Consider the following 12,480-nt stretch of genomic DNA (forward strand, 5'->3'; position numbering starts at 1 on the left):
GGCGGACGTCGGTCCCGTGCCTCGCCCGTGTCAGCGGCGCTCTCGCCGCCACCGCTCGCTACTGATCGGCCTGGCGCTGCTCTCCCCTGTCCATGCGGCGGACTACCTGGCCGGACTGCCGCCGCCGCAACCCGCTCCGTCCGGCGGCGGCAACGCCCTCTACTACCTGGAACTGGTGATCAACGGCCGCGACAGCGGCCAGGTGGTGCCGGTCAACGCCGCCGATGGCCATTATCTGCTCGACGCCGCGGCCCTGCGCGAAGCCGGCGTGCGCCTGCCTGACAACCCCGCCGGACAGGTCGCGGTGGACGCCCTGCCCGAGGTCCGGGCGGACTATGACAGCGCCAGCCAGCAACTGCACCTGCAAGTGCCGCCGGACTGGCTGCCGGAGCAGCGCTTCGACGATCCCGGACTGGTCGCCCGCGCCCCGGCGCGCAGCAGCCTCGGCGCGCTGTTCAACTACGACCTGTACTACTCGGACCCCGCCGACGGCGCCACGCCCTGGCTTTCCGCGCTGCTCGAGCAACGCCTGTTCGACGGCTTCGGGGTGATCTCCAACACCGGCGTCTACACCCGCTATTTCGGCGACGCCGACAACCTCGACAGCCGCTACCTGCGCTACGACACCTACTGGCTGTACAACGACGAACGCAACATGCACAGCTACCAACTGGGCGACTACGTCAACGGCGCGCTGAACTGGACCACCCCGGTACGCATGGGCGGCTTTCGCTTCGCCCGCAACTTCGGCGTACGTCCGGACCTGGTCACCTATCCGCTGCTGCGCTTCGACGGCCAGGCCGCCGTACCCAGCACCGTCGACCTGTTCATCAACGGCTACAAGGCCAGCAGCGCCGACCTGCAACCCGGTCCCTTCGCCATCAGCAACGTGCCGTACATCAACGGAGCCGGCGAAGCCACGGTGGTGACCACCGACGCCCAGGGCCGACAAGTGGTGACCAGTCTGCCGTTCTACGTATCCAACACCCTGCTGGCGCGCGGCCTGAGCGATTTCGACCTGTCCGTCGGGCGCCTGCGCGACGACTACGGCCTGCGCAACTTCTCCTATGCCGACAACGCCGCCAGCGGCATCTACCGCTACGGCGTCAGCGACCGCCTGACCCTCTCCACCCACGCCGAGGCCGCCAGCGACCTGCGCCTGCTCGGCATCGGCGGCGACATCGCCGTGGCCACCTTCGGCACCCTCAGCCTGGCGGCCAGCGGCAGCGACGGCCAGGGCGACAGCGGCCAGCAATACCTGCTCGGCTACTCCTACTATTCGCGACGGCTCGGCCTCAGCCTGCAACACATCGAGCGCAGCGCCGGCTATGGCGACCTCGGCACCCTGGACGGCGAGTACCAGTTGAGCCGGCGCACCGACCAGGCTACCGCCAGCCTGACCTTCGACGAGCAGGGCACCATCGGTACCGGCTACTTCGACATCCGCGCCCGCGACGGCAGCCGCACGCGCCTGGCCAACCTCTCCTATAGCCGCCCGATCGGCAGCCGGAGCAGCTTCTACCTGGCGCTGAACAAGGATCTCGACGGCGACGGCTACAGCGCGCTGATGCAACTGGTGATTCCCTTCGACATCAACGGCCTGCTGAACATCGGCGTCACCCGCGACAGCGACCGGCGCTACAGCGAGCGGGTGATCTGGAGCCGCTCCACACCGAGCCAGGGCGGCCTCGGCTGGAACCTCGGCTATGGCGGCGGCGCCAGCCGCTACCAGCAGGCCGACCTGACCTGGCGCATGCAGAACGTGCAACTGCAGGGCGGCCTCTATGGCGAGACCGGCAACTACACGCGCTGGGCCGATCTCAGCGGCTCGCTGGTATGGATGGACAACGCCGTGTTCGCTAGCAACCGGATCAACGACGCCTTCGTCCTGGTCAGCACCAAGGGTTATCCACAGGTGCCGATCCGCTACGAGAACCAACTGATGGGCAGCACCGACGACAACGGCCACCTGCTGGTGCCCTGGGTCGCGGCCTACTACCCGGCGAAGTTCCAGATCGAGCCGCTGGACCTTCCGGCCAACGTCAGCGCGCCCGAAGTCGAGCAGCGCGTGGCGGTACGCCAGGGCAGCGGCCTGCTGCTGGATTTCCCGATCCGTGCCGTAGTCGCCGCCAGCATCAACCTGGTGGACGAGCGCGGCGAACCGCTGCCGCTGGGCAGCCAGGCCGAAGAAACCGGCAGCGGCCAGCGCGCCAGCGTCGGCTGGGACGGCCAGGTCTATTTCGAAGGATTGCAAAGCGACAACCAGCTACGCGTGGTCCGCCCCGACGGCCGGGCCTGCCAGGCACGCTTCCGCCTGGACACGCGCAAACCCACCGTCAGCCAGGTCGGCCCGCTGACCTGCTCGGCCCCGATCGGAGATACGCCATGAGCCGCCACTCCACGTCCGCCTGCCTGCTCGGCTTCGCTACGCTCTGCGCCAGCCCGTTGCTGCTCGCCGCCTGCACCACCAGCTCCGGCACCGGCAATTTCGGCAGCCTGAGCTCGTTCACCGTGGCCAGCACCGCCCAGACCATCACCGGCACCACCGGCTTCAAGTGCACCGGCAGCCTGTTGTCGATCCTCAGCACCAACACCATCGACGCGACCATCGCCAGCACCGCCAATCCGCTGGGCACCACGCCGCGGCTGTACAACGCCGCCAGCGGCACCTACCTGCCCTACAGTATCTGCAAGGACAACGGCTGCGGCACCGTCTACAACGTCGGCTCGACGGTACGCTGGAGCAGCACCACCTTCCTCGGCATCCTCGGCCTGTTCAACGCCACCGACGGCAGCCTGCCGCTGTACCTGCGCACCGCCACCGGGGTGACCCTGCCGGCCGGCACCTATACCGATACCATCGGCCTGAACTGGGCCTGGCACCTGTGCGCGGCGGGCATCGGCCCAGTCTGCGTATACGACGACGGCACCGCCAGCAGCAGCGTCAACGTTACCCTGACGGTGCTCAAGGACTGCTTCATCGACAGCGCTCCGGACCTCAGCTTCGGCAGCGCCGCGCTGGTCTCGGCCTTCACCGCGGTGAACCAGAACATTGGCGTGCGCTGCACCCTGAACGCCACCTATACCATCGGCTTCGACAACGGCAACAACTTCAGCGGCGGCTGGCGGCGAATGCTCAGCGGCGCCAACGCGATCCAGTACAACCTCTACAAACCGGGAGACTCGACGGTCTGGACCACCAGCAACACCCAGGCAGGCACCGGTAGCGGCGCCGCGCAGAACGTGCCGTACCGGGCCATCGTCAACCCGGCCCAGGGCAACGTCCCCGCCGGTACCTACAGCGATACCGTGCGGGTGATCCTCACCTACTGAGTCAGGCCGGCTGCCGGGACGCCTTCCAATCCTCGCCGCCCTCGCCTTCCCGTCGCAGGCTCCAGTCCTTCAGGTGCTCCAGGCTGGCGCGATAGGGCTTGAGGCCGATCCCCAGCAGGACCACCGCACCGAGCACCGCGGCCAGGGTCACCAGCAGCAGCGAGTAGCGCAGCGCCATGTCGTCGGCGAAGACGAAATCGGTGACCAGCGCCACCGCCGTCGGGCCCACGCCGAGACCGAACAGGGTGACCACGAACAGGTAGATCGCCGAGGCCTGGCCGCGCATCGAGTTGGGCATGATCTCCTGGATCGCCGCCGGGGCCACGCCGAACGGCATGCTCAGGAAGAACACCGTCGGCGCCATCAGCGCCGCCGCCCAATTGGCGTTGTCCAGCAGCGGATAGACCAGGGTGAAGGGAATCACCGCCCAGGCGGCGAGCAGCCCGACGCGCATGTTCGCGTCGCTACGCCCGCGCTTCGCCCAGTAGTCGGCCAGGCGCCCGCCGAAGACGATGCCGAGACAGCCGAACACCGCGACGATGCTGCCGTAGACCACCCCGACATGACCGGCGTCCCAGCCGTGGGTGCGGACGAAGAAGGTCGGCACCCAGGCGCCGCTGCCGTAGCCGGCGAAGGACAGGCAGGCGAAACCGAAGTTGTGGCAGAGCACGGTCTTGCGGTTGGCCCGCAGGTAGGCGCCGACCTCGCCCAGCGGCACCGCCACGCCTGCGCCGACTCCGCGCCGGGCCGGCTCGCGGATCGCCAGCAGCAACAGGCAGAAGAGCACGCCGGCGGCGCCGAGGATGAGGAAGATCAGTTGCCACGGGCGCACCTCGCCGAACAGCGGCAGATGCACGTCGCCCTGGGCCGAGGCAAACTTGATCACCAGCCCGCCGAGCAGGAAGGCCAGCCCCGAGCCCAGGTAGATGCCCATCGAGTAGACGCTGATCGCCGTCGCCCGACGCTCGCGCGGGAAGCTGTCGGCGATCAGCGAATAGGCCGCTGGCGACAGCGCCGCCTCGCCGACCCCGACGCCGACCCGGAAGGTGAGGAATTGCCAATAGCTGCGCGCCAGACCGCAGGCCGCGGTCATCGCGCTCCACACCAGCACGCCGAACAGGATCAGGCCGCGCCGGCTGCGGTTGTCGGCCATGCGTCCGAGCGGGATACCGCAAAGGGTGTAGAACAGGGCGAAGGACAAGCCCATCAGCAGGCTCATTTCCGTATCGCTGATGGCCAGGTCGCGGCGGATCGGGCCGACCAGCAGGTTGAGGATCTGCCGGTCGATGAAGGACAGCACATAGGCGACCATGAGGATCGCCACCGTGGTCCAGGCCGCAAGGTTGGAGGGATAGCCGTTATTGTTGTTATGCATGCCGAACTCCTGGACGCCGCCGAAGCGGCGGATGCGAAGGGAGGGTCGACAGGCAGGATAAGCCGGCAACATCCGGGCTTATACCCAGGGCAAGGGACTATAGAACTGCTGAATGCGGGAAGCGGGTTCCGGCGAATGACCGCCAGGTCATTCGCCGCCGCATGCGCTCAGAGCCTGTCCAGCATCTCGCGAGCTGGGCGGGGAAGCGGAGCTGACGAGCGGCAAATGAGCACTTCAAAGCCGTCATACCGCGCCGCGCAGCGGATCATGAACAGGCTCTCAGAGCGGCCTGGCCAAGCGCCCGCTCATCTCGGCCAGGGCGCCGACCCAGGCGGGGTGGTCGTTGAGGCAGGGAATCAGCACCAGGTCCTCGCCGCCGGCACTGATGAACTGCTCGCGGCCGCGCATGCCGATTTCCTCCAGGGTCTCGATGCAGTCGGCAACGAACGCCGGACACATCACCAGCAGGCGCTTCACCCCGCGCTGCACCAGTTCGTCGAGCTTGGCGTCGGTATAGGGCTCGATCCACTTGGCGCGCCCCAGGCGCGACTGGAACGACACCGACCAGCGCCCCTGCTCCAGGCCGGCGCGCTCGGCGAAGGCCTCGGCGGTGCGCAGGCACTGGCTGCGGTAGCAGAGGGCGAGGGCTTCGGGGCTGACGTTGCGGCTGTTCTCGGCCAGCAGGTCGTGGGCAGGATCCTTCACCAGCTTGCGGATGTGCCGCTCGGGCAAGCCATGGAAGCTCAGCAACAGATGGTCGTGGGGCTGCTGCAGGTACGGACGCACGCTTTCCACCAGGGCATCGAGGTAGACCGGCTGGTCGTAGAACGGCGGCAGCGTGCTGACCTCCAGGCCCAGGCGATGGGCGGCGATCACCCGGCGCACCTCCTGTTCGGCGGTGGTCGTGGTGCTGTCGGCGAACTGCGGATACAGCGGCGCCAGGGTCACCCGCCGGATACCACGGCGCGCCAGGTCGAGCAGGACCTTCTCGATGGCCGGCTGGCCGTAGCGCATCGCCAGTTCCACCGGCCCATGCGGCCAGTGCGGCTTCATCGCCTCCTGCAGGCGACGACTGAGGACGATCAGTGGCGACCCTTCGTCCCACCAGATCGAGCTGTAGGCGTGCGCCGATTCGGCCGGACGCTTGATCAGGATCAGCGACACCAGCAGGCGCCGCAGCGGCCAGGGCAGGTCGACCACGTAGGGATCCATGAGGAACTGGTCGAGATAGCGGCGGACATCCTCCACCCGGGTCGAATCCGGGGAGCCCAGGTTGAGCAACAGCAGGGCATTCTCGGTCATGCCTGATCCTTTCGTCGGGCGTCCAGGACATCGGCCAGCGCCACGTCCAGGTCGGTGAATTGAAAACGGTAGCCGGCGTCCTGCAAGCGTTGCGGCAAGGCTCGCTGGCCGCCGAGCAGCAATCCGGACATTTCTCCCAGCCCGAGGCGCAGGACGAACCCGGGGGTCGGTATCCGCGCCGGCTTGTGCAGCGCCCGGCCCAGGGCCTTGGCGAAATCGCGGTTGCGCACCGGGTTGGGAGCGCACGCATTATAGGGACCGCTGGCATCGGGCCGCCGCAAAAGAAAATCGATCAGCTCGATTTGATCCTCGATATGAATCCACGGCATCCATTGCCGGCCGTCACCCAGCGGTCCGCCCAGGCCGAGCCGGTAGAGCGGCAACAGGCGCCCGAGGAAGCCGCCCTCGGGGGCCAGCACCAGGCCGGTGCGCAACAGCACGACACGGGTGCCGAGCTTCTCCGCCTCGCGGGCGATCTGCTCCCAGGCGAGGCATAGCTCGCTGGCGAAATCCTCGCCGGCCGCCGCCCCCTCCTCGGTCACCGGGCGCTCGCCGCTGTCGCCATACCAACCCACCGCAGAACCCGATAACAGAAGGTCCGGGCGCTGCTCGCGAGCGTCCAGCCATTCCACCAGGCGCTCGGTAAGGCGTACCCGGCTTTCCCACAGCAGCGCCTTGCGCTTGTGACTCCAGGGTTTGTCCGCGATCGGCTCGCCGGCCAGGTTGACCACCGCGTCGAGCGGCTGGTCGCCGTACTCGTCGAAACGATCGATGCCGCGCACGCCGACGCCGCACAGCGATTCCACCTGCTGCGGCCGCCGGCTGAACACGGTCAGCCGGTGCCCGGCCTGTCGCCAGCGGGCGCACAGGCGGCGCCCCATCAGGCCGGTACCGCCGGTCAAGAGAATGTGCATGGCTGTCTCCTCGTTTTGCCTGCGTGCCCTTTCAGTCTGGACCCTGGACATCGATCTGCCCGATGACCGTGCATCCTCCCCCCATTCCAGCGTTATCCTGTGGATGGAAGATCCGTCGGCTCCGGCCGGGGAACCCTGGCGTCGTTTTCGACTCAGCCAAGGAACAGGGCTTGCATCGCACTGGTGCCTTAGTGAACGGCGCCAGCCGTCTATTCTTCAGATAACTCGGTTGATACTTCCGAACGGAACGTCTGAAGGTTCGACAGGCCAGGAAGCGAGCCGTGCGCCGCAGGCGCGCCATCGGCGCGATGCAAGGTGCGCCTCGAAGCACGCGCAATACTGTACATTAAATCAAGCTTGTACAAGAAACCTGATTCGCCTGTCCAGACGCTACACAACCAGAGAGGCATGTCATGAGCGTCCCCATCGCCATCATCGGTACTGGCATCGCCGGGCTTTCCGCCGCCCACGCATTGAGATCCGCCGGCCAGACCGTACAACTGTTCGACAAGGGCCACGGCAGCGGCGGCCGCATGGCCAGCAAGCGCAGCGAGGCCGGCACGCTGGACCTCGGCGCGCAATACTTCACCGCCCGCGACCGGCGCTTCCTCGACGCCTTGCAACACTGGCGCGAGGAAGGCTGGGTGGACGAGTGGAAACCCGCTCTCTACCAATACCGCGACGGCCAGCTGAGCCCCTCCCCGGACGAGCAGCCACGCTGGGTCGGCATCCCACGGATGAGTGCGATCACCCGCGCCCTGCTCACCGATCTGCAAGTGGTCTTCTCCTGCCGCATCACCGAGGTCTTCCGCGGCAAGCAGCACTGGCACCTGCAGGACGCCGAGGGACAGAACCACGGTCCGTTCAACCAGGTCCTGATCGCCATCCCCGCTCCCCAGGCCACGCCGCTGCTGGCCAGCGTGCCGAAACTGGCGGCCACCGCCGCGAGCGTGGTCATGGAGCCGACCTGGGCGGTGGCGCTGGGCTTCCGCGAGGTACTCGACACCCCGGTGCAGGGCTGCTTCGTGCACGACAGTCCGATCGCCTGGCTGGCCTGCAATCGCAGCAAGCCGGGGCGCGACACCACCCTCGACACCTGGGTGCTGCACGCCACCAGCCAGTGGAGCCGGCAGCACATCGACATGGCCAAGGAGGACGTGGTCGAGCACCTGCGCTGCGCCTTCGCCGAAGTGATCGGCTGCGCCGTACCGGAAGCCGCCTTCAGCATCGCCCACCGCTGGCTCTATGCACGCCCGGCGGAGGCCCACCAGTGGGGCGCCCTCGGCGATCCCGACCTGGGCATCTACGCCTGCGGCGACTGGTGCTCCAGCGGCCGCGTCGAAGGCGCCTGGCTCAGCGGCCAGGAAGCCGCGCGGCGCCTGCTGGAACATCTCTGAGGGGATCGGGCCGTCGCCTGGCGGCCCGATGTGACAAGAAAATACCTATACAAATACATTGACCTGTACAAGATAAGTTCTAGGATGTGTCGTATGACCGCCTGACTGTCGAGCTGCGCGCGAACCTCCTTTCCCCTCGGGAGACGACACCGATGCACGAATCTCACCCTTCCCTGACGCCCCGACTCGGCATCAGCGCCTGCCTGCTCGGCGAACCGGTGCGCTTCAACGGCGGCCACAAGCGATCCGCGCTTTGCGAGGAACTGGCGCGACACGTCGAGTTCGTCTCCTTCTGCCCGGAACAGGCCATCGGCCTGGGCACGCCGCGCCCGGCGATTCGCCTGGAAGGCACTCCGGAAGCCGCCGAGGCGCGGAGCCGCGACGGCCTGGCGGTCGGCGGAGCGCTCGCCGAATATGCGCGGAGGGTGGCGCAACGGGCGGATACGCTGGACGGTTTCATCTTCATGCAACGCTCGCCGTCCTGCGGGCTGCAACGGGTCAAGGTCTATCCAGAAGGCGGCGGCGCGCCGCGCGCCGAAGGCCGTGGACGCTTCGCCGCAGCCCTTTGCGAAGCCTTGCCGGAGCTACCGGTGGAAGAAGAAGGCCGGCTGCACGATCCGGTCCTGCGGGAGAACTTCCTCACCCGCGTGTATGCCCATGCCCACTGGCAGGCCCTGCGCCAGCGCGGCCTCAGCCATTCGGCCATCGTCGCCTTCCATAGCCGCTACAAGTACCAGTTGCTGGCCCATTCGCCGGAGCACTACCGCAGCCTCGGCCGCCTGCTCGGCGAAGCCGGCCACTACCAGCCGGAAGCCCTCGGCACTCGCTACTTCGGCGAGCTGATGCAGGGCTTGCGCCGCTGCGCGACCCGCGGCAGCCATGGCAACGTGTTGCTGCACCTGAGCGGCTACCTGAAACGCGACCTCGCAACCGAAGACAGGCGTGAATTGCGCGAGCTGATCGAGCAATACCGGCATGGCAGCGTGCCGCTGGTGGTACCGCTGACCCTGCTAAAGCACCACTTCCGTCGCCACCCGCATGCATACATCGCCCAGCAGGCCTACCTGCAACCGCACCCGACCGAACTCGGCCTGCGCAACGCGCTCTAGGATTTCCCGATGAACTCGCCCCACCTCGAACGCGGCGGCCTGCCGATCCGCGAAGTCACTCGTCTGACCGGCGTCCATCCGGTCACCCTGCGCGCCTGGGAGCGCCGCTATGGCCTGGTGGTGCCGCAACGCACCGGCAAGGGGCACCGGCTCTACAGCGAAGAGCAGGTCGAGCGCATCCGCCGGATACTCGTCTGGCTCGAGCGTGGCGTCGCCATCAGCCAGGTGCGCGCGCTGCTGGAGCGTCCGGAGGAAACCCCGGCGGCGGATGTCGAATCCCCCTGGGAACGCCTGCACGAACAGCTGCTGGACGCCATCGCCGCGCTGGCCGAGCGACGCCTCGACGATCTGTTCAACCAGGCCGCGTCGCTCTATCCGGTAGCGACCCTCTGCGAAAAGCTTCTGCAACCCTTGCTGCAGCACCTCGAACGACGCTGGCAGGGACAGTTCGGCGCGCGCATGGAGCGGGCCTTCTTCTTCTCCTGGTTGCGCAGCAAGCTGGGCGCCCGCCTTTATCACCAGCAACGGCTGCAACAGGGCGCGCCGCTGCTGCTGGTCAACCAGTCCGAGCTGTCGCTGGAACCGAACCTCTGGCTGTGCAGCTGGTTGCTCGGCAGCGGCGAGGTGCCGCTGCAGGTCTTCGACTGGCCGCTGCCACCGGCCGAACTGGCCCTGGCCTGCGAACGCCTGGAAGCTCGCGGCGTGTTGCTGTACGCCAGTCATCGCCTCAATCCGGAGCACCTGCCGCGCCTGCTGGCAGGGGTGAGCTGCCCGGTGGTGCTGGTCGGACCGGCCGTGGAGATCCAGCGCGAAGCCTTCGAAACCTTGGCGCTAACTGGCCTGCTGCTGGCGAGCACGCCCCTGGAAGCCCGCCGCCTGCTCGGCGAACGAGGCCTGTTGAACCCATGAACGGACTTCCGATGAACCTGATCTGGTTTCGCTGCGACCTGCGAACCACCGATAACAGCGCGCTCCTCGCCGCCGCCGATGGGCGCCCTTGCGTGGCTCTCTACCTGCTCAGCCCGGCGCAGTGGCGGGAACACGACGATGCGCCCTGCAAGGTCGACTTCTGGCTGCGCAACCTGGGCGAGCTGCAACGCCAGCTCGCCGCGCTGAACATCCCGCTGCTGGTGCGCGACTGCGGCCACTGGCGGCAAGCCCCGGAAGTCATCGGCCGGCTCTGTCGGGAACTGGGAGTCGGCGCGGTACACGTCAACCAGGAATACGGGGTGAACGAGGAACGCCGCGACCAGGCCGTCGACCAACGCCTGCGCGAACAGGGCGTGGCCTTCCACAGCCACCTCGACCAGCTGTTCTTCGCCCCCGGCTCGGTACTGACCCGAACTGGCGGCTATTTCCAGGTGTTCAGCCAGTTCCGCAAGGTCTGCCACGAACGGCTGTACCAGGCCCTGCCGGGTGTCCGCCCGCGTCCGCAGCCCCAGCCACCGCACGCGCTGGCCAGCGACCCGCTGCCGGATGCCGTGCCCGCCTTCCCGCGGCCGGCCGATAGCTTGCGCCGCCTCTGGCCAGCAGGCGAAGAGGTAGCGCAGGAACGCCTGCGCGACTTCGCCGACCAGCACCTGGCCGACTACCATGAACGGCGCGACTTCCCGGCGCTTCCCGGCACCAGCCAACTGTCGCCCTACCTGGCCGCCGGCGTACTCTCACCCAGACAATGCCTGGACGCCGCGCTGGTTGCCAACCGCGGCGAGTTCAGCGGCGGCCAGCAAGGCGCCGCGACCTGGATCAACGAGCTGCTCTGGCGCGAGTTCTACAAGCACATCCTGGTCGGCTACCCCCGGGTCTCCCGGCACCGCCCCTTCCGCGAGGAGACCGAAGCCCTGCGCTGGCGCCAGGCCCCGGCGGAACTCGAAGCCTGGCAACAGGGGCGCACCGGCATACCGATCATCGACGCGGCAATGCGCCAGTTGCTCGCCACCGGCTGGATGCACAATCGCCTGCGGATGGTGGTAGCGATGTTCCTCAGCAAGAACCTGCTGATCGACTGGCGCGAAGGCGAACGCTGGTTCATGCGCCACCTCATCGACGGTGACCTGGCGGCGAACAACGGCGGCTGGCAGTGGAGCGCATCCACCGGCACCGACGCGGTTCCCTACTTCCGCCTGTTCAATCCGCTCTCGCAGTCCGAACGCTTCGATCCACGCGGCGAGTTCATCCGCCACTGGCTGCCGGAACTGGCCGGCCTGGAGCGCAAGGCGATCCACGATCCGTCCAGCCTGGGGCTGTTCGCCGGGGTCGACTATCCACGGCCGATGGTCGACCTGAAGGCCAGCCGCGAACGGGCGCTGGCGGCTTTCCGCAACCTGCCGCCGCGCGATGGTCGCGCGTAGGGCGCGTCAGCGAGCTATCGCCTCCCGCCAAATGGCTCGCTCTTTCCATAGGGCGGTGCGGCGTGGCGGAAGAATCGCAGGCATGAAAAAGCCGGGATGAACCCGGCTTTTTTCGCCCGTGCCGACTAGATCGGGATCTTGTAGAACAGGCTGTAGGACTCGATACCGTCGTTCGGCTGTTTCAGGCCGGCGTTGGAATAGTGGATCGCCCGAACGCCGACCGACTGGCCGTTGGCGAACTTCAGGCCGGCGCCGATGCGGTCTTCGAAGTTCAGGGAGGAACCCAGGTTCTGGTCGCCGACACGGGTGCCGGAGAACGCCGCCACGCCGATACCGGCCTCGATGAATGGCTTGATCGAGTCGCCGGCGAACTCGTAGACGAATACCGGAGCGAACGACAGCGAATGCTTGCCGGCGCCTTCATCGCCACCTTCCCAATAGGTGTAGCCCGCATCCCAGTAGCCGGTCAGGCGCCCGGTGGAGGTCTGCCACCAGCTCTTGTCCCAATCCCAGCTCAGGCCCAGGCGATAGGTCATGCCCGACTGGCCGGTCGCACCGACGGCGGCCGAGACGTCCGCCGCCTGGGCGGACGCCACGTGGACGGAGGAAAGTGCGGCCAGAACGGCCAGCGGAAGTAGTTTCTTCATTGAAACGTCCTTTTCGAAAGTTGCATGAAAGCCCCCGCATTCAAGCTGCGCA

10 protein-coding genes are annotated in these 12,480 nt (G+C 67.5%); 6 read left to right on the forward strand and 4 right to left on the reverse strand.

What is annotated here, in order from left to right:
• Positions 1-16: 16 nt before the first annotated feature.
• Together JHD77_RS25530 and JHD77_RS25535 are read left to right on the forward strand one after the other, a co-directional pair.
• Positions 17-2,389 carry a fimbria/pilus outer membrane usher protein gene (locus tag JHD77_RS25530; RefSeq protein WP_031756240.1) on the forward strand — a complete coding sequence of 791 codons (2,373 nt, stop codon included), beginning with the start codon at positions 17-19 and terminating at the stop codon, positions 2,387-2,389.
• Positions 2,386-3,333 (forward strand): Csu type fimbrial protein, encoded by a 948-nt coding sequence (locus JHD77_RS25535; protein WP_003099330.1) that lies wholly within the window; start codon positions 2,386-2,388, stop codon positions 3,331-3,333. Before JHD77_RS25530 ends, JHD77_RS25535 begins: the two co-directional genes overlap by 4 nt.
• A gap of 1 nt (position 3,334) precedes the next feature.
• Here the strand turns inward: JHD77_RS25535 and JHD77_RS25540 are convergent, their stop codons facing one another.
• The 3 genes from JHD77_RS25540 to JHD77_RS25550 form a co-directional block, all read right to left on the reverse strand.
• Positions 3,335-4,708 carry a spinster family MFS transporter gene (locus JHD77_RS25540; protein ID WP_003099328.1) on the reverse strand — a complete coding sequence of 458 codons (1,374 nt, stop codon included), beginning with the start codon at positions 4,706-4,708 and terminating at the stop codon, positions 3,335-3,337.
• 279 nt (positions 4,709-4,987) lie between these two features.
• Positions 4,988-6,010 (reverse strand): ferrochelatase, encoded by a 1,023-nt coding sequence (gene hemH, locus JHD77_RS25545; RefSeq protein WP_003099324.1) that lies wholly within the window; start codon positions 6,008-6,010, stop codon positions 4,988-4,990.
• Positions 6,007-6,924, reverse strand: coding sequence for a TIGR01777 family oxidoreductase (locus JHD77_RS25550; RefSeq protein ID WP_003114699.1), 918 nt, complete (start codon positions 6,922-6,924; stop codon positions 6,007-6,009). Before JHD77_RS25550 ends, hemH begins: the two co-directional genes overlap by 4 nt.
• A 413-nt stretch (positions 6,925-7,337) precedes the next feature.
• Between JHD77_RS25550 and JHD77_RS25555 the strand changes: the two genes are divergently transcribed.
• From JHD77_RS25555 to phrB, 4 genes are all read left to right on the forward strand, one after another.
• The gene (locus JHD77_RS25555) at positions 7,338-8,321 is read left to right on the forward strand and encodes an NAD(P)/FAD-dependent oxidoreductase (protein ID WP_003099318.1); all 984 of its coding nucleotides are present in this window, start codon (positions 7,338-7,340) and stop codon (positions 8,319-8,321) included.
• 152 nt (positions 8,322-8,473) lie between these two features.
• Complete coding sequence (locus tag JHD77_RS25560) at positions 8,474-9,430, forward strand: DUF523 and DUF1722 domain-containing protein (protein WP_003099314.1); 957 nt, start codon at positions 8,474-8,476, stop codon at positions 9,428-9,430.
• A 9-nt stretch (positions 9,431-9,439) separates the two neighbouring features.
• Positions 9,440-10,339 (forward strand): MerR family transcriptional regulator, encoded by a 900-nt coding sequence (locus JHD77_RS25565; RefSeq protein ID WP_003094990.1) that lies wholly within the window; start codon positions 9,440-9,442, stop codon positions 10,337-10,339.
• Positions 10,336-11,781, forward strand: coding sequence for a deoxyribodipyrimidine photo-lyase (phrB, locus tag JHD77_RS25570; RefSeq protein WP_025324675.1), 1,446 nt, complete (start codon positions 10,336-10,338; stop codon positions 11,779-11,781). The genes JHD77_RS25565 and phrB overlap by 4 nt, the downstream gene beginning before the upstream one ends.
• 125 nt (positions 11,782-11,906) lie before the next feature.
• Here phrB and pagL read toward each other — a convergent pair whose 3' ends face one another.
• Positions 11,907-12,428, reverse strand: a complete 522-nt coding sequence (gene pagL, locus JHD77_RS25575) for a lipid A 3-O-deacylase (RefSeq protein ID WP_003099307.1) — start codon at positions 12,426-12,428, stop codon at positions 11,907-11,909.
• Between the last annotated feature and the right edge of the window lie 52 nt (positions 12,429-12,480).

Source organism: Pseudomonas sp. P20, from assembly GCF_016463925.1.
GTDB lineage: Bacteria > Pseudomonadota > Gammaproteobacteria > Pseudomonadales > Pseudomonadaceae > Pseudomonas > Pseudomonas aeruginosa.

Excerpts from the sequence above, each read along its gene's own strand:
- JHD77_RS25535 (WP_003099330.1), top strand. The coding sequence starts at position 2,386 with ATGAGCCGCCACTCCACGTCCGCCTGCCTGCTCGGCTTCGCTACGCTC.
- JHD77_RS25540 (WP_003099328.1), bottom strand. The coding sequence starts at position 4,708 with ATGCATAACAACAATAACGGCTATCCCTCCAACCTTGCGGCCTGGACC.
- hemH (WP_003099324.1), bottom strand. The coding sequence starts at position 6,010 with ATGACCGAGAATGCCCTGCTGTTGCTCAACCTGGGCTCCCCGGATTCG.
- JHD77_RS25550 (WP_003114699.1), bottom strand. The coding sequence starts at position 6,924 with ATGCACATTCTCTTGACCGGCGGTACCGGCCTGATGGGGCGCCGCCTG.
- JHD77_RS25555 (WP_003099318.1), top strand. The coding sequence starts at position 7,338 with ATGAGCGTCCCCATCGCCATCATCGGTACTGGCATCGCCGGGCTTTCC.
- JHD77_RS25560 (WP_003099314.1), top strand. The coding sequence starts at position 8,474 with ATGCACGAATCTCACCCTTCCCTGACGCCCCGACTCGGCATCAGCGCC.
- JHD77_RS25565 (WP_003094990.1), top strand. The coding sequence starts at position 9,440 with ATGAACTCGCCCCACCTCGAACGCGGCGGCCTGCCGATCCGCGAAGTC.
- phrB (WP_025324675.1), top strand. The coding sequence starts at position 10,336 with ATGAACGGACTTCCGATGAACCTGATCTGGTTTCGCTGCGACCTGCGA.
- pagL (WP_003099307.1), bottom strand. The coding sequence starts at position 12,428 with ATGAAGAAACTACTTCCGCTGGCCGTTCTGGCCGCACTTTCCTCCGTC.